The sequence below is a fragment of the Desulfobacterales bacterium genome (assembly GCA_029211065.1).
Classification (GTDB): domain Bacteria; phylum Desulfobacterota; class Desulfobacteria; order Desulfobacterales; family JARGFK01; genus JARGFK01.
Window position 1 is genome coordinate 23,949 of the sequence record JARGFK010000036.1, and the last position, 16,256, is coordinate 40,204.

Annotated in this window: 17 protein-coding genes; 5 read left to right on the forward strand and 12 right to left on the reverse strand. The window is 48.9% G+C overall.

The window, feature by feature from the left end; genetic code table 11:
• The first annotated feature begins 15 nt into the window (after nt 1-15).
• Entirely contained in the window at nt 16-399 is a 384-nt protein-coding gene (locus P1P89_10015; GenBank protein MDF1591837.1) for a VOC family protein, read from the forward strand.
• A 51-nt stretch (nt 400-450) separates the two neighbouring features.
• Here the strand turns inward: P1P89_10015 and P1P89_10020 are convergent, their stop codons facing one another.
• The 9 genes from P1P89_10020 to P1P89_10060 form a co-directional block, all read right to left on the reverse strand.
• Nucleotides 451-1,431, reverse strand: coding sequence for a divergent polysaccharide deacetylase family protein (locus tag P1P89_10020; protein ID MDF1591838.1), 981 nt, complete (start codon nt 1,429-1,431; stop codon nt 451-453).
• A 17-nt stretch (nt 1,432-1,448) separates the two neighbouring features.
• Nucleotides 1,449-2,813: a S41 family peptidase gene (locus P1P89_10025; protein MDF1591839.1), complete on the reverse strand. Its 1,365-nt coding sequence runs from the start codon at nt 2,811-2,813 to the stop codon at nt 1,449-1,451.
• A 13-nt stretch (nt 2,814-2,826) separates the two neighbouring features.
• Nucleotides 2,827-4,200 (reverse strand): peptidoglycan DD-metalloendopeptidase family protein, encoded by a 1,374-nt coding sequence (locus tag P1P89_10030; protein MDF1591840.1) that lies wholly within the window; start codon nt 4,198-4,200, stop codon nt 2,827-2,829.
• 107 nt (nt 4,201-4,307) lie between these two features.
• The gene (gene ftsX, locus P1P89_10035) at nt 4,308-5,186 is read right to left on the reverse strand and encodes a permease-like cell division protein FtsX (protein ID MDF1591841.1); all 879 of its coding nucleotides are present in this window, start codon (nt 5,184-5,186) and stop codon (nt 4,308-4,310) included.
• 11 nt (nt 5,187-5,197) lie between these two features.
• Nucleotides 5,198-5,893, reverse strand: coding sequence for an ATP-binding cassette domain-containing protein (locus P1P89_10040; GenBank protein MDF1591842.1), 696 nt, complete (start codon nt 5,891-5,893; stop codon nt 5,198-5,200).
• A 2-nt stretch (nt 5,894-5,895) separates the two neighbouring features.
• Nucleotides 5,896-7,242: a TolC family protein gene (locus tag P1P89_10045; protein MDF1591843.1), complete on the reverse strand. Its 1,347-nt coding sequence runs from the start codon at nt 7,240-7,242 to the stop codon at nt 5,896-5,898.
• A 283-nt stretch (nt 7,243-7,525) separates the two neighbouring features.
• Nucleotides 7,526-7,894: a 6-carboxytetrahydropterin synthase QueD gene (queD, locus tag P1P89_10050; protein MDF1591844.1), complete on the reverse strand. Its 369-nt coding sequence runs from the start codon at nt 7,892-7,894 to the stop codon at nt 7,526-7,528.
• Nucleotides 7,895-7,930: 36 nt separating this feature from the next.
• Nucleotides 7,931-9,043, reverse strand: a complete 1,113-nt coding sequence (gene dnaJ, locus P1P89_10055; protein MDF1591845.1) for a molecular chaperone DnaJ — start codon at nt 9,041-9,043, stop codon at nt 7,931-7,933.
• 132 nt (nt 9,044-9,175) lie between these two features.
• On the reverse strand, nt 9,176-9,826 hold the full coding sequence (locus P1P89_10060) for a TIGR04211 family SH3 domain-containing protein (protein ID MDF1591846.1): 651 nt from the start codon (nt 9,824-9,826) through the stop codon (nt 9,176-9,178).
• A 198-nt stretch (nt 9,827-10,024) separates the two neighbouring features.
• On the opposite strand from P1P89_10060, the gene P1P89_10065 reads away from it, so the two are divergent.
• From P1P89_10065 to P1P89_10080, 4 genes are read left to right on the forward strand one after another with little or no spacing between them, the layout of a single operon-like run.
• Nucleotides 10,025-10,447: a DUF1178 family protein gene (locus tag P1P89_10065; GenBank protein MDF1591847.1), complete on the forward strand. Its 423-nt coding sequence runs from the start codon at nt 10,025-10,027 to the stop codon at nt 10,445-10,447.
• Between the two features lie 48 nt (nt 10,448-10,495).
• Nucleotides 10,496-11,272 carry an enoyl-CoA hydratase gene (locus tag P1P89_10070; protein ID MDF1591848.1) on the forward strand — a complete coding sequence of 259 codons (777 nt, stop codon included), beginning with the start codon at nt 10,496-10,498 and terminating at the stop codon, nt 11,270-11,272.
• Nucleotides 11,269-12,345, forward strand: coding sequence for a DUF1786 family protein (locus tag P1P89_10075; GenBank protein MDF1591849.1), 1,077 nt, complete (start codon nt 11,269-11,271; stop codon nt 12,343-12,345). Before P1P89_10070 ends, P1P89_10075 begins: the two co-directional genes overlap by 4 nt.
• A gap of 14 nt (nt 12,346-12,359) precedes the next feature.
• Nucleotides 12,360-14,315, forward strand: a complete 1,956-nt coding sequence (locus P1P89_10080) for a tetratricopeptide repeat protein (protein ID MDF1591850.1) — start codon at nt 12,360-12,362, stop codon at nt 14,313-14,315.
• A 21-nt stretch (nt 14,316-14,336) separates the two neighbouring features.
• On the opposite strand, the gene P1P89_10085 is transcribed toward P1P89_10080, so the two are convergent.
• The 3 genes from P1P89_10085 to P1P89_10095 all read right to left on the reverse strand — a co-directional run.
• A complete protein-coding gene (locus tag P1P89_10085) occupies nt 14,337-15,164 on the reverse strand; it encodes a TIM barrel protein (GenBank protein MDF1591851.1) in 828 nt (275 codons plus the stop codon).
• Nucleotides 15,165-15,214: 50 nt separating this feature from the next.
• Nucleotides 15,215-15,769 carry a transposase gene (locus P1P89_10090; GenBank protein MDF1591852.1) on the reverse strand — a complete coding sequence of 185 codons (555 nt, stop codon included), beginning with the start codon at nt 15,767-15,769 and terminating at the stop codon, nt 15,215-15,217.
• Nucleotides 15,770-15,791: 22 nt separating this feature from the next.
• Nucleotides 15,792-16,256: IS4/IS5 family transposase (locus P1P89_10095; protein ID MDF1591853.1), on the reverse strand; the 465-nt coding region annotated here is incomplete at its 5' end.

Consider the following 16,256-nt stretch of genomic DNA (forward strand, 5'->3'; position numbering starts at 1 on the left):
TTACAGGAGATGTTCATGACATATCGACTTCATCACCTACATTTGCTTTGCAGCGATTTAGAAAAAACCATTGCCTTTTTTACCGAGACCTTGGGTGCCGACCTGGTTGAAAGAAAACAATTTTCCAACGTCGACGGCGCGACCCTTGATCTAAACGGCGCCATCATCAATCTACGGATTGCCCGTGATGATGAAAAGGTTTCAGCGGGTGCAACGGTGGCGCAATACGGTTTTCACCATATCGGCCTTACTGTGGATGACGTTGAACAAACTTATCGGGAACTGTCGTCCAAAGGGTATGTTTTTTCCATCCCCCCAAAAGAAGTCGGGAAAAACAAAATTGCCTTTTTTAATGGGCCCGACAATATCATCATCGAACTGCTGCAACCGATCGGATAGTAAAGAAAAGGATTTTCGAGGCCAAATTATCCCTGTGTTGCAACTGCAGGGCTATCCTGCGCTGTGAACCACCGCCGAGGCCGGTACCAGGTCGACTTTTTTTCGAATTTCCGGCAGCATTTCCCGCAGCACGTCAACGGTAACCGCGTACGGGTGGGCGATGCCGACAGCCTCTCCATGGCTCTCAGCGATCAGGAGCAGCTGATCCAATTGCCTTCGGATCGCTTGGGTCTGCTGAACATTGTCCAGGAAGACATCCCGCTCAGAGAAAGATAACTGAAACAGGCGGGCCGACGGTTTGCAAAGAGTTTCAGCCGTCGTGCGGCTGTCGATGAAAAAGAGGTCGCGTTTTTTAAGGATGGTAAATATCTGATACAATTGCGTTGAGTTGGCTGTCATCCGGGATCCCATGTGATTGTTGACCCCCTTGGCATGGGGAATCGCTTCCAGGTTCTTCTGGAGCTGTTCAATCAGCTCGTCGGGGGTCATTGTCGTCAGCAGGGCCCCTTTGCCGGGATTGATATGGGGGTACTCAACCGGCTCCATCGGGAGATGCAGCATGGCTTCAAACCCTTTTGCATAAACGGCGTCGGCAATCTGACGATGAAACGGACCATACGGAAGGATTGAAAATGTTAAAACCGCATCGAGATCCATAAATTTCCGGGCCATTTGGGGGTCATGACCCAAATCATCTATGATGATCGCCACCCGGGGACGTTCACGGGTCTTTTTAACTGCCGGCGGGACCAGCGGTTCGCGGACAGGGATATCCTTTTTAGGAAAAACTTCAAACGTCGGTTTAAGCACGACCGGTTTTTGTTGCGCCGGCGCTTTTTTTGCGGGCGTCGGCGCTTTTATCTGTTGCCGGTCCTCCAGCAAATAGTGAAGCAGCCATCCGCCGGCAACCACCAAAACCAGCAGGATCGCAACGCCCGCAATCGTTTTTTTGAGGTTGGCTTTAAAAATATTCTGACGCTTGGATTTGCTTTTTTTCGGTCTTTTTGCCGGCCCTGCTTTTTTTTTTACCATGGATAGGTTGTGTTCTGTTAGTTTTTCAGATTTTTAAAAATATTGTAGCTTAAGAGAATCTCGAGCCCGCGCATCACCTGGTTATCAGACCGAAGGGATTCCGTGTCAAGCGGGCCGTGTCGGAATTTGGTCTGCTGTTTAAGCTTTTTCTCCTGTTTCTTGTCTTCGGTCTCTTTTTCTTCCGGTTCCTTAAACGGTTCCGCCTCCAGATGGTTTTTCAAATCTTTTTCTTTTAAGAGCCTTTCCTCACTTTCATCAACTGCATTTAAGTCGATGAACTGGTGCTTCAGCACCAGGTCCGGCACAATGCCCTGGGCCTGAATGGAGCGTCCATTCGGCGTGTAGTATCTGGCGATTGTAAACTTTAGACCGTAGCCGTCCCGCAGGCTTTCAACGGTCTGAACCGATCCCTTGCCGAAAGATGTTGTCCCCAGGATCAGCGCCCGTTTTTGATCCTGTAGCGCGCCGGCAACAATTTCCGAAGCGCTGGCGCTGCCGCCGTTAATCAGGACAACCATCGGGTAATTTTGCTTAACCTTGTTGGGATGTGCCCCATAATTTTTTGTGTGCCGCTTCAAACGTCCCTTGATGGATACGATTTCCCCGCTTTCCAGAAATACGTCCGACACTTCAATGGCCTGATCGAGGAGTCCACCCGGGTTATCCCGAAGGTCTAATACAAGCCCTTTCAAGCCCCCGTCTTTTGATTCTAATGCTTTCAACATATTCTCAAGATCTGCACTGGTGTTTTCCTGAAAGTTGGAAATCCGGACATATCCATAACCGGGTTTTAAAACGACGCTTTTTACGCTTTCAATCGGGATGATATCACGTACCAGTGTAAAATCGATCGGCTTGGGTGTTCCTTCCCGAACAACCGTAATGACTACGGCCGTTCCCTTGGTGCCTCTCATCATTTTGACCGCCTGCCAAAGCATCAGGTCTTGGGTCGGCTCTCCGTCGACTTTGATGATCCTGTCGCCTGCCATTACCCCGGCTTTATAAGCCGGTGTGCCTTCAATGGGTGAAATCACGGTGAGAACACCCTTTTGAATAGTGATCACAATACCGATACCGCCAAATTCTCCCTTGGTATCCACCTTAAGTTCTTCAAAGGCTTCGGGCGGCATGAAAGATGAATGCGGATCCAGACTGTGAACCATCCCCTGGATCGCCTTCTGAATCAGGTCTTTGGTTTCAACAGGATCCACATAGTTTTTCTCAATCAGTTCAATGACATCGGAAAACAGTTTGAGCCCTTTGTAAGTTTCTTCGTTATTGGCCGACAGGTCCCGATAAAAGCCGGCGCCTACTGTCCAGGACACTACGGCAATAACCACCACCAGCCAAAGTTTCAAGTGACGTTTTTTATCTATGGCCATAAAATGACTCCTTTTAACCCCTTTTTATCCATTCCATCGGGTCCTGCGGTTTGCCATGATGGCGAACTTCAAAATAGAGGCCCGAGCCTATCATGGAACCGGTATCGCCTGCGGTTGCAATCACCTCATCGGATTCAACCACTTCGCCTTTTGTTTTAAAAAATTCTTCCACATGGGCATAAACGGTATAATAACTGTTGCCATGGTCGATGATGATCATATTGCCATAGCCCTTGAACCAGCTGGCATAAATAATTATTCCGGCACTTACCGCCCGGATGGGTTCGCCCCTGTCGGTCTTGATATCGATGCCGCTTCTGAAGTTCAACACGTTGAGCTTGGTGTTCAGATAGGAGCCGAAACTGGTCGTTATTGTACCCTTGACCGGTATTTTAAGCAACCCCTTAAGTTCGTTAAAGCTTTTGGGCGGTACTTTTTCTTCTCGCAGGGGCCTTTTTTCAGTCGTGCTTAGGGAGCGTACCTTTTGGTCCAGGGCCAGGGCCGATTGTCTTAAAGCTTCGATTGCAGCCAGTTCCATAGATTTTTTATTGCGTATCTCGTCCAGCAGCACGGTACGCTCAGACCTTTTTAGCGACATCATACCGATTTGCTTTTGAATGGTTTCCTCAAGCGACCGTTTGGTATTTTTCTCATCCTGGAGCTGCGCCTGGAGATGCTCAAGGCGGGTTTTGCTCGAACTCAACTCCTGCCGGATATTGTCATCATAGGTCAGGATTTTTTCAAGGGCAGACTTTCGCTGAAACAGATCATACATGCTTTCGGCCGATACCAGCACATTAAATCTGCCCAGCCAGTTCAACTTGTATAACGCCACCAGGCGCTTGGCCGCATATGCCTCGATTCGATCCATTTTTATAATAAGCGCTTTTGAGGCCGCGGCGTTTTCTTTTATTTTTTCATCCAGAATGCGGGCTTCCGACCGGAGTGCCGCCACCTGTTTTCTGGAACTGTCTATCGACAGATCAATATCATTTAAGCTTTCAACAAGCGCGACTTCTTTCTTAGTAAAGGTAACGACTTCCTGCCGGTGTTCGGACAGCTGCTGCAGGATCTCCTTTGATGCACTTTGAAACGGCGCTTTTTTGTCAGTTGCCGGCTGAAAAGACTTTTCATCATTCGCAGTCTTTTCCTGCCCGGCAGGTAAAATCTCTACATAACGCTTACGATTTCGAACATAACCAACCGTATCGTTATGTATTATGTGAAGCCATTCTTTATCCTGCCGCAGTATTTTGATCTTCGCATCCCGATTTAATACCATTAGAATCGGCGCCGCCGGATCCGGAGCACTGCGCATGTTTAGTTTCGATGCCGCGATGATACCCGTCCCTACGGCCTCAGACCCCGTCAGCGGTGCGGGAGTCATAACGGTCATCACCCATAAACACAGAATGATTATCGCCTTGAAACCACACGTTAAAGCGCCGTCTATGCTGGAGTCGGAACCTAAATTTCGGTAACATCCCAACGGACTTACGTTTTTAAAAATTGTTTGAGTGAAAGGTAACACCCCAACCACCCCGCAATCATACTGCCCACCAAAATTGCGCCCGTACTTTCCATCGAAAGAAAACGGAGTTGGAACAAACCGGCCGCCACGCTTTGCTGAACATTTGCGGATATCAGCAAAAAGATCAGAAACAGGACGCCGATGCCGATGATGCCGCCCAATGCCCCCAGAATCAGACCTTCGATGTAAAAGGGCGCTTTAATAAACCCATCGGCCGCTCCCACCAGTCGCATGATCTCAATTTCCTCACGCCTGGAATAAAGTACGATCCGAATGGTGTTGGCCACAATAAATACCGCCGCCATAAAAAAAAGAGCGCCGATGGCGTACCCGGCCAGCCGAAACAGATTGATGATGCTGGTGAACTTTCCAACCCAGCTCTGCCCGTACTCCACCTCTTCAATCTCGGGCAACGACTCAATCCGTGCAGCCAGCCTTTCAACTTCTTCTCCGCGTTGTGAAGAGGGAATAATCCGAACTTCAAAGGCATCCGGGAGGGGATTTTCTCTCAAGTTCTCAAAGAGGGATGCCTGGCGGTGCATTTGCGCCTTAAGTAATTTTAGCGCTTCCTCTTTCGATACGAAAACGGCATCTTGAACTCCGGTTATACTCTGCAATGCCTGCCGAGTATCGGCAAGGTTCTTGCGATCAGGCTCCGGTTTAAGGTAAGCCATAATCCGGATCCCTTTTTTCCAGACATCCATTACATCGGTGGCGTTTATAAAGAAAAGTGTAAAGGAGCTGACAATCAGAATCGAGAGGGCAATGGTAATAACCGTCACCATGTTCAAAAACCGGTTGCCCAGAATATCGTGTATGGCCCGTTTTATAAAAAGCGTCATCGTCCCGGCTTTCAAGCATTCGTGATTTTTTCTACCCGCCCTTGACGCAGGTAAACCGTACGGCCGCCGGCCTTGCGGATCAGGTCCTTGTCATGGGTGGCGACAACAATGGTCCCCCCCCGGGCATGAAATCCCTTGAGCAGATTAAAGATGACATCGGCGGAAGCATCGTCCAGATTGCCGGTGGGTTCATCCGCCAGAATAATCCGGGGGTCGCCGACCACCGCCCGGGCAATGGCAATACGCTGCTGCTCGCCTCCGGACAGGCTTGGCGGCAAAGAATGATGCCGTTCCTCCATTCCGACGGTCCGGAGCACACTCCTGACTTTTTTACGAATCAATCCTCTTTTTTTGCCCACGGCCTCCAAGACAAGGGCGACATTTTCAAAAACCGTTTTCGTCGGAATCAGCTTGTAGTCCTGAAAAACGATTCCGAACTTTCGACGTAACAAGTGGATCCGTTTGAGGGGTATGCGAGACAGGTTCATCCCGTCCACCAGGACCTGCCCTTCGGATACCGGCTCCCCCAGATAGAGAAGTTTTAAGATCGTGGTTTTTCCGGCGCCGCTGGGGCCGCTGATACAGAGGAATTCGTTTTTGCAGATATCAAGAGTGGTGTCAATGAGGGCATTCTTTGAACCGTAGCGCTTATGAACATGGAACAAGCGGATTATCGGGCTTTTATCAACCGCATCCATCGCATCCATTATTATTCCATAGCTTCCCGGCCCATCGCCCTGGAAAGGGATGCCTTTGAAATTTTTAAATCATACAAGGCATTGTAATAATTTGTCATGGTTCGTGAAAGCAACGTCTGGGCATCCAGCACATCGGTGGTTGTGGCGACTTGTTCCTTATAGCGTTCCTGGTTAATTCTTAAATTCTCTTTGGCCTGTTCAATCGCTTTTTCAGCCGTGGCAATATTCTTTTCGGTTTCAATGGTCTTTAAAAATGCCTTTTTCACCTCCAGGATTAAAGTTTCCTGTACTTCTGCTTTCTCGTGCCCGGCTTGGGATAGGCGACTCAATTTTTCCTTAACGCCATACGTTGTGCGGCCCCATTCCCAGAAATTCCACTGTGCGGTTGCCTGGATATCCCAGCGGTGGGGGTCGCTTATCCCCGCCCCGCCGTCAACATTCCAATCGGTCCCGAGACTATATATATTTCCCTCAAGCATCACGGTCGGGTAATAATCTTTTTTTGCCAGCTTTAATTCTTTTTCCGCAATTTCAACCTTGCGGTCGGCAATCTGGAGTTCCAGACGATTTTGTTGGGCTGTTTCCAGACAGTAATCCAGATCTTTTTCAAGCGGTGTGTACGCCAGAACATCCTGAATTTGAACCGGTGCGTTAATCGGCCGGCGCAAAAACGTATTGAAATTCGACCCTGCCGCTTCAAGATTGTTTTGCGCAATGACCAGATTCTGCTGTGCATTGGCCAGCTCTACCTGGGCCTGCAGAAGATCGTTCAGCGGCGTCATGCCGACCTGATAGAAATTTCGGGCCACATCGGTTTGGGATTCAATCTGTTTGACCGTATCCTCAGCCACCGTCAATAGTTTTTGGGCCTTTAAGACCGAAAAATAGATATTATTGGCTTCAAATATAATATTCTGGCGCACCAGTTTTTCATTGATTTTTGCGACGTCCAGTCCAAGAGCGGCAATTTCGTACCGGTTCAAAATGGAGAAGCCGGTAAACAACGGCTGCTTGACGGATGTAACAAAAACATATTCATTTTCCGGGGAAAGAACTCCGAAATAAGGACTGGTTACGGTTTCATAATTGCGTGTATATTGATAGGCAGCACTGAATGTAGGATAAAAATTGGTTTTTTGTGATTTCTTAGCTGCGTCGGCCGCTTCGATTTCATCCTGTGACAGTTTAACCCGGAGATGGACTTCGATGGCCCTTTCAATTGTCTGTGCAAGGTCATATACTTTTACCGGCTCGTCCGCCCGGGCCGGAGCTGACAAAAGCAGCACACAGGCAACCGCGTAAAGGCAGAGAGAATTTATATTCTTGGGGGTTGCAATTCCAAAATATCGACGCGCCATCCGGCCCCTCACGCTCCTTTTGGGTTTTAATTCGATTCGTTTTTAGATTGACCTGCCGGGGTTGTCTTGCTATAAAATTCCCGAGTCACAAGGAGTGCTGTCTCCAGTTTTCCTTGCTCAAAGCCTCCGCTGAATCCCATCAAAGGCTTCTTCTATTCAGTGGGGGCTTTTTTATATGATTTTAACTTTAAAATCAACATTTACTTATGAAAGCGGCAGAAAAGCCGGCGTCAGCAACTCGCAGCCATATATTGCGATTGCATTTGGAAGGGAATCTGAAATTTCAGCAGATAAATGTGGCGCAGGCGTTGTCAGATTCCCAGGCGGTGACCCGGGTGACCTTCACTGCGGAATTATCGATTTCTCTTTGCAGGGATTTGGCAATATATTGTGCGATATTTTCGGAAGAAGGATTGCCGGCTTTAAAAAATTCAAGTTCATTTAAAAACTTATGGTCAAGCGAGGCCATAATGTCGGACAGGCGGGCCTTGATTTCACCAAAATCCATTAAAACACCGGCATCGTTCAGGCGCTCCCCTGCCACGCACACTTCAATTTTCCAGTTATGCCCATGAAGGTTTTCACATTTTTTTGCCACCATTTTCAGTTGATGCGCAGCGGCAAAATCGGCAATTATTTTTAACTCGAACATATTAAATAATCCTTTGGGGTTTTGAAATAATTTCTATTAGTTTGCACCAGCGCTGTCCCCTCTCAACAAATTTTTCAATTTGTTGCTCAACTTACCCGATTCAAGTTTTGCAAACTCTTTCAACAGATTTTCCTGCTTTTTACTTAAACCGACAGGGGTTTTAATGATGACCTGAATCAGCTGATCGCCGCGCCGGTTGCTGCGAAGTGAAGGGATCCCCTCGCCCCTGAATCGGAAAACATCCCCGGGCTGGGTTCCTTTTGGTATTTCAAGTGACTTGTTGCCATTTAAGGTCGGCACCGTAACGGAATCACCCAAAGCGGCCTGCACAAATGAAATTTCGATCTGGCAAATGATCTCCGTATTATCCCGTCTAAAAAATTCATGGGGCTCCACATGGATAAAAACATACAGATCCCCGGGCGGCCCTCCATAAACACCTGATTCACCTTCCCCGGTCAGCCGAAGCCTGGAGCCGGAATCAACGCCGCCGGGAATTTTAACCGCTACTTTTTTCCGCACCAAGACCTGGCCGGCGCCTCTGCATTCAGGGCACGGATGCGGTATGGCCTGGCCCCGGCCGTTGCAGGTCGGGCACGTCGTACTCAATGTAAAAAAACCCTGGGTGCGTGTGGCCTGACCCGAACCTTTACATTGCCCACAGGTTTCCGGATGGGTGCCCTTTTCGCACCCGCTTCCCTCACATGAGGTACAGTTGCCTCTCTTGTTCACATCAATGTGTGTTTCCGTGCCAAAAGCGGCTTCCATAAAGCTGAGCTTTAAGTCGTAGCGAAGGTCTGCCCCTTTTTGGGTCCTTGATCTGGAACGCCGGCCGGTGCCGAACCCAAAAAAATCTTCAAAAATATCCCCGAAACTTGAAAATATATCCTCAAACCCGCCAAAGCCTGAAAACCCGGCGCCTTCAAGTCCCTGGTGGCCATATTGATCATAAATCTGACGCTTTTGTGCGTCGCGCAGCACTTCGTAGGCTTCCGCAGCTTCCTTAAAGTTGTCCTCAGCCGCTTTGTCGCCCGGGTTTCTGTCCGGATGGTATTTTAAGGCTTGTTTGCGGTAGGCTTTCTTTAACTCTTCGTCCGTAGCATTTCGGTTTGTGCCAAGAACTTCGTAGTAATCCCTTTTCTTCGTCATTTAGCTTCCAATATCATAAACACATATGTTCTAATTGAAGGTTCCCCAGGCTTCTATGAGATATTACAATTTAATCAGCTAAACTAATGCATCCATACCACTTGTCAAACAAAATAATAACCGTATCGGCTGTTACAATACCATGTACCGTCGCCGCTGGCGTTTTGCACTTAAACCTAACAGAAAACCCAAAAGAAGGACCCCGGCCCCAATTAAAAACCATTTTATTTTCTGATTTGATTTTAATTTTCCAATTTCCGCTTCCAGTTCATTTGCTCTTTTAACCTGGGCATCAAGTTCCTGTGCCGATATTTTATATTTTGACTGTAGGGCAAGGAATTCAGATGCTTCCTTTTGCAGCGTCTCGTATGAGCGGCCTGTTTCCTGCAGATTTTTTTTGAGTTTTGCCAGCTCGTTTTCTATCCCCTTGTTAATTTCGGTTAACGAATTGTTTTTACTTGTTAAATCAGAAATCTGACTGGTGAGGGCCTTGTTCTTTTCAGTTATTTGATCCAGCAACAATATTTTGGGCTTATCGGCTGTCAGTAAGCGGCTGATCACCCATCCCTGTTTGCCGTTGGAGAGATTAACCTGGGTCCACTCATCCTCCGATTTAAGGACTTCGACCTCCTGCCCGGATTGGAGCATCCCAATCACCCGATGATCGGCGCCCGGTCCCGTTCTCAGCGTAATCTTTACGATATCGGATATATACATCGTCTCTGCCTGAACCGGAATTGAAAACAGCAACAACCAAATTCCCATAACAATGAAATTTTTCATACCCGAATCTCCATCAATCCGCTGGTTGACCGTTGTTAAAGGTAGACTCGCTAAATATTCTTTAAAAAACTGATATGTTGATATATTTTGAGTCAAAAAAATTGAATCTGTCAATAATTTCTTTTAATATGTCAATTTTTATGATAATTTATTTCCGATTTAATAACATTACCCATCGTACGCAACGGTTTTTATTTTATGATTGCATTTGATCTACAATGTGTGAATGGCCACACCTTTGAAGGTTGGTTTGAAGACGGGCAGGCATACGAAGATCAGAACCGCAAAGGTTTGATCACTTGCCCGGTCTGCAACGATACCTCCGTCTCAAAAATCCTATCGTCGTTTGCCATCAAAAAATCGTTTCAGCCCACCGGCGAGATTTCCCCAAATTCGTCGGAACTCGAACAAATCAACAGCAAAATAGTTGATTACGTCAAGAAAAACTTCGATGATGTCGGCCCTGATTTCACTAAACAAGCACTAAAGATGCATTATGGTGTCATTGAACCGAGAAATATCAGGGGCGTCAGTTCTTCCGAAGAAGAAAAAACCCTGAAAAAAGAAGGCATTCAATTTTTTAAGCTTCCAATTCCCGCCACCCCTGAGAGCGATTCATAACCGGCCGCATTCGTTTAACCGTTTCTTAATTTATTAAGGAGACCAGCCATGGTTTATGAAGAAATTTTATATTCAGCGGACGGTGCAATCGGAACCTTAACTTTAAACAATCCCGGAAAAATTAATGCCTTATCAAAAAAAATGATACAGGAAATAATAGATGTCCTGACAGGGGTTGCTGCGGACGAGTCTATAAAGGTGTTGATCATCAGGGCTTCCGGCAAGCATTTTTGCGCCGGGCATTTTCTGAAAGAAATGGTTGGCCTGGGGGTTAAGGCGCATAAATATATTTTTGACCAGTGTACCCGCATGATGCAGCTGCTGCATGAAATACCACAGCCGGTAATTGCCCAAGTTCAGGGCATCGCCACTGCCGCCGGATGCCAGCTGGTGGCTTGGTGCGATCTGGCGGTAGCAGAAGAAAACGCCAAATTCGCCACCCCCGGTGTCCGGATCGGCCTGTTTTGCACCACCCCGATGGTGGCCATAACCCGTGCAATCGGACGAAAAGCGGCCATGGAAATGCTCCTGACCGGACGCTATTTTTCAGCCCCGGAAGCCAAGTCGCTCGGCCTGCTCAACAAAGTCGTCCCTCTGGATGAACTGGAATCTGAAACTATTAAGCTGGCCCGCACCATCGCTGAATCGAGCCGCTTTGTACTGGAAATCGGCAAGCGGGGTTTTTACGATCAGATTGACCAGTCCGACGACCATGCCTTTCAATATGCCAAGCATACCATCACCATGAATTTGGAGGCGGAGGATGCCCAAAACGGCATTCAGGCCTTTTTGGAAAAAAAGACGCCGCAGTGGAAAAACCGATGAGCCGTTATTTACTGATCGATATCGGTGCCGGCACCATGGATATTCTTTATTATGATGACGCCACCGGCCTGTCCTACAAGGCGGTCGTTCGTTCACCCGTAAAGACTGTTGCTGAAAAGGCGGCCGGTTTGCCGGGAAACCTTTTAATAACCGGCAACGAAATGGGAGGCGGCGCCATTTCCGCGGTCTTAAAAAAACGCGCTCAGACCGACAGGGTCGTGATGACCGCGTCTGCTGCCGCCACCGTTCATCATGATTTAAAAAAAGTGGCCGGATATGGAATCCATGTTGTTGAAGATGCCGAAGCACTGGCTTTGGTCAAAAACGGCACCTATTCAGTTCTGGAGATTGGCGACCTCGATCTTGAACGGCTGAAACAAATCGTTGAAGGGTTCGGTGTCCCTTTTCGTTTTGACAAGATGGGTATCTGCGTACAGGATCACGGCATGCCGCCGAAAGGGATGTCCCATCTTGATTATCGCCAGAAGCTCTTTAAGGCAGAATTGGATAAAACCCCCTTCCCGCACGCGTTGCTCTATCCCCGGGACATCGTACCGACAACATTTAACCGCCTCCGGTCCATTGCCGAAAGCAGTAAGCAACTGCCGGCTGATGAGGTCTACCTGATGGACAGCGGCATGGCGGCCATTCTGGGCGCATCCCTTGACATTCAGGCAGCGACAAAGGAGAAGATCCTGGTCCTGGACATCGCAACCTCACATACGGTGGGTGCCGCCCTGGCCGACGGAGAGATCGCCGGCTTTTTTGAATACCATACCCACGATATCACCCTTAAACGCCTGGAGGGGTTAATAACCGACCTGGCCGACGGAAAATTACAGCATGAACAGATCCTGGCTGAAGGCGGCCACGGTGCGTATAACCGCAAATCTTTTGGGTATGACGCCGTGGAAATCATTGTGGCCACCGGCCCTAAACGCAAACTGGTGGAAAACTCAAGGCTGCCCATCGTCTTCGGCGCCCCTTATGGGGACAACATGATGACCGGTACGGTCGGTCTGTTGGAGGCGATTCGCCGCTACCACGGCCTTGAGCCTTTGCGCTATTTATAATAAATCGAAGTGTCATGAAAAACCCACCCCTGAAAAATTTTTTTCTATCAAAACAGCGCGACCTGCTCATCTGCCTGTTTTTAATCCTTTCAACCCTTGCCGTCTACTGGCAGGTAAAGGACTATAAATTTGTTTACTATGATGACAATAAATATGTCAGTGAAAATCCCCATGTACTAAACGGTTTGACAGTCGAAAGCATCATATGGGCTTTCACCACCAAACAGTCCAGCAACTGGCACCCTGTTACCTGGCTGTCCCATATGTTGGACATTCAGCTGTTCGGACCGAATCCCGGCCGGCATCATCAGACAAACCTTTTTTTTCATATTTTAAACGCGCTGCTGATCTTCGCCGTTTTCAGCAAAATGACCGGGATGCCCTGGCAAAGCGGTGTTGTGGCCGCCTTGTTTGCCTTGCATCCGCTGCATGTGGAATCGGTGGCCTGGATAGCGGAGCGCAAGGACGTGTTAAGTACTTTTTTCGGAATGCTGGCGCTGTGGGGGTATGTCCGTTATGCCGCCCGACCGAACGTCCATAGGTATCTGCTGGTTTTTTTGTTTTTGGCGCTGGGGCTGATGTCCAAGCCGATGCTGGTGACATTCCCTTTTGTATTCCTGCTGCTGGATTACTGGCCGCTAAACCGCTTTGCCATAGCGGCATGTCCGCTTCCTGAAAACTCCGGGCAGCGACATATTTTTCTCCGGCTGGTTCGGGAAAAGCTGCCCCTCTTTCTGCTTATTGCGATTTCCAGCATCATAACCTATTTGGTTCAGCAGCAAAGCGGCTCACTCCGGCCGCTGGATGCGGTGCCCATCGGCGTCAGAGCCGCAAACGCCCTGACCTCCTATGTCAAATACATTGGAAAGATGTTCTGGCCGGCAGACCTGGCGGTCCTATACCCGTATCCGTCTGCTTTCATCTGGTGGAAGGTCGCGGGAGCATTCTTTTTTCTATCAACCATAAGTGTTTTTGCCGTCTGGACTGTCAAACGACGGCCTTATGTGGCCGTCGGCTGGTTCTGGTTTCTGGGAACGCTGGTACCGGTAATCGGACTGGCGCAGGTCGGCATCCAGGCCATGGCGGATCGATACACCTATATCCCCCTTATCGGCATCTTCATCATCATTGTCTGGTCTGCTTCCGAGCTGGTCGTAAAGTTTCCCCGCATAAAGATCATGCTTACAGCCGTAACCGCAACGATTCTGTTGCTCCTGATGGCGGCTACCATAAAACAGGTGCGTTACTGGCAAAACACGGTGACACTTTTCGAACATACCCTGGCGGTAACGGACAACAACTGGCTGCCGCATTATAATCTGGGTTTTGCCCTGGACAGGCAAGGTCAAACCGAAGCGGCCGTCACGCATTATCAGGAAGCCTTGCGTATCAAACCCGACTATGAACAAGCCCACAACAATCTTGGACTCGCCCTGGAAAAACTGGGCCGATATGATCAGGCCCTCAGACATTATTCAGCAGCGCTGCGCATCAACCCGAATTTCGAAAAAACCCACAACAACCTGGGGCTCACCCTGGAAAAACTGGGACGAACCGATGAGGCCATCACCCATTATCGGGAAGCCCTGCGCATCAATCCGAATTACGAAAATGCCCTCAACAATCTGGGGTTTGCCCTGGAAAAACGGGGCCGAACCGATGAGGCCATCACCCATTATCGGGAAGCCCTGCGCATCAATCCGAATTATGAGCGCGCGCACTACAATCTCGCCAATGCCCTGCATCGATCGGGGCGCATCGATGAAGCCGTCGTGCACTACTTGGAGGCTGTCCGCATCAAGCCCGATTATGAGGCCGCCCATAACAATCTGGGGATTGCGCTTTTTCAAAAAGGAAATATCGATGGGGCTGTCAGAGAGTTTCGGGAGGCCCTGCGGATAAATCCGGAATCCGCCAACGCCAAAAACAACTTGATGCGGGTGCTGGCCGTCCAAAGGGAACGACCGTAAAAAAAACCGGAATGAAGGTTTTTATTTGGTACTTTTCGTCAGGTACGCGAAGCTGGCCGACAAATTCTCCATCACCCGCTCGTGAGGCGGTATCTCCATTATAATGGCGCTACGATAACCTATCTTTTTAAGCACACGCATCTGACGAAGGCAGTCCACGTCGCCTGTATCGATGGTGGGGTGCGGTTTCCCGCCACGGATCTGCTTAAAGTGCACAATCTTGAGGAAGTCCGGCGGCGCCGACTCGATCTCGGCTACAGGATCGCTATCCGGGAATCGCGGAAGCTGGTTTGCCGGGTCAGGACAGATACCCAGAAATCGGCCGGCGTTCTTAGGCAGCCGGTCGCGGACCATCCCCACCAGCAAGATCATGCCTGCAATCGTCTGGCCCACGTTCTCAATGGAGACAACCACGCCTTGTTGAGACGCTTCGCGCGTCAGATCGGCCATCTGCCCAAGCGCAATGGCCGGAACCTGTCTTTCATCCGTCCAGGCAACATCGCAAGTTGTCCTGTCCACCAGGCGCAGCTGGGGGGCATTCGCATTCAGCACCTTGGCTGCCTGGAGTGCGGACTGGAACTGCTCTCCGCGAGGGTCGGTTTCCCTTGAGAGGCACGACCACTCAATGGCCAGGTTGAACGATAGCCGGGGAAAAGCCTTTGCCATCATCGCAAGTTTCTCAATCGCCGGCCGCCAGGCTTCACCGTCCCCCGTCTCGTAGTCGCCCATGCAGGTCTGGCGCAGCTCTATCTGACGCGCCCCGCACTTCTGGGCATCCTGCACCAATTTTTTCAGATCATGGTTTGAAAGCTGTAATTGCCAGGAATTGGAGATGGCCCCGAGTATCATACAATCACCTCGTAATAGGACAGGGATGGCATAAATGGAAAGTTATTAATTCAACTTTCGGGTTTCATAGCCAAATTGTTCTTTGACAAGCCGACACACTGCAACGCGGTGTTCAGAATTGCATCAAAATAGGCCGATGCTGTTTTTTCGCAGAAATTGCCGATGCTTTTCAACTGGTCCGCCGCCAGGGTCAATATTCGGTAAAGTGCCTCAATAAACGAGATATCGCTGACTTCATCACAGCAGAAGTAAAAAAGGTCTCCAAAAGTTCGATGATCTGTCTCGACTCTGCATTGGTAGGCCAGAAACATGTACCGCATAAATACGATGGAAGTATGGGCAATCAATGCGTCAAAGTCACGGCACTGGATTTCTTTTGCTAGTTTTAGATGTTGTTTGGCCATTTTAAAGAACACTTCAATGTCCCAACGTTTTCCGTAAATACGAACCACATCTTCATTGGCCAGTTTGGTATCGGTTGATAGCAGCGTCAGCCAGTCTTTTTTTCGTTTATCTCTGACAAAGACCAGCTTGGCCAATCGACCATCTTTGAGCTGCACCAAGGCGCGGGCCAATATCCTGGCCCGCCCACGTCGCTTTTTCAATTTGCCATACAATGTCGTTAACTTAAGCGATTGGCTTATAGCAAATATAAAATTTCCTGGATGATACCCGGTGATTTCGGGGGTAATGGCGTCCAGGTCTTATCGGTTCGATAGTTTTTACAAGCAGCTCAAATAATGCTTCGATGATGAGCTTGATCTTTCTTTTGGATCTTTGAAAAAACAGAGGCATCAGATTCTTGGTTTTGGCCAAGGCTTGTGTGAAGTTCACCCGGTAGTTGTATTTTCGATCTGCGCGAGTATCGGCAGCCAGCATATCGTTAACCGGCAATGCGAAAATCGACGCAATATTTTTCGTCAACACCTTGGCGTGAAAGTCCTGATAGACAGACAGGGCTGATTTTCCGGAGAAATTTTCCATTTCGATCCGGCACTTGATAGCTTTGTAATCCTCTTCGGTGGGCCAACGAAGGTGATACAGATCGGAGAATACGGCGTAAGGATACTGCCGGGTATCGGTCAGCGATGT

Coding starts and splice junctions, on each gene's coding strand:
- P1P89_10015 (MDF1591837.1), top strand. CDS start 16: ATGACATATCGACTTCATCACCTACATTTGCTTTGCAGCGATTTAGAA.
- P1P89_10020 (MDF1591838.1), bottom strand. CDS start 1,431: ATGGTAAAAAAAAAAGCAGGGCCGGCAAAAAGACCGAAAAAAAGCAAA.
- P1P89_10025 (MDF1591839.1), bottom strand. CDS start 2,813: ATGGCCATAGATAAAAAACGTCACTTGAAACTTTGGCTGGTGGTGGTT.
- P1P89_10030 (MDF1591840.1), bottom strand. CDS start 4,200: ATGACTCCCGCACCGCTGACGGGGTCTGAGGCCGTAGGGACGGGTATC.
- ftsX (MDF1591841.1), bottom strand. CDS start 5,186: ATGACGCTTTTTATAAAACGGGCCATACACGATATTCTGGGCAACCGG.
- P1P89_10040 (MDF1591842.1), bottom strand. CDS start 5,893: ATGGATGCGATGGATGCGGTTGATAAAAGCCCGATAATCCGCTTGTTC.
- P1P89_10045 (MDF1591843.1), bottom strand. CDS start 7,242: ATGGCGCGTCGATATTTTGGAATTGCAACCCCCAAGAATATAAATTCT.
- queD (MDF1591844.1), bottom strand. CDS start 7,894: ATGTTCGAGTTAAAAATAATTGCCGATTTTGCCGCTGCGCATCAACTG.
- dnaJ (MDF1591845.1), bottom strand. CDS start 9,043: ATGACGAAGAAAAGGGATTACTACGAAGTTCTTGGCACAAACCGAAAT.
- P1P89_10060 (MDF1591846.1), bottom strand. CDS start 9,826: ATGAAAAATTTCATTGTTATGGGAATTTGGTTGTTGCTGTTTTCAATT.
- P1P89_10065 (MDF1591847.1), top strand. CDS start 10,025: ATGATTGCATTTGATCTACAATGTGTGAATGGCCACACCTTTGAAGGT.
- P1P89_10070 (MDF1591848.1), top strand. CDS start 10,496: ATGGTTTATGAAGAAATTTTATATTCAGCGGACGGTGCAATCGGAACC.
- P1P89_10075 (MDF1591849.1), top strand. CDS start 11,269: ATGAGCCGTTATTTACTGATCGATATCGGTGCCGGCACCATGGATATT.
- P1P89_10080 (MDF1591850.1), top strand. CDS start 12,360: ATGAAAAACCCACCCCTGAAAAATTTTTTTCTATCAAAACAGCGCGAC.
- P1P89_10085 (MDF1591851.1), bottom strand. CDS start 15,164: ATGATACTCGGGGCCATCTCCAATTCCTGGCAATTACAGCTTTCAAAC.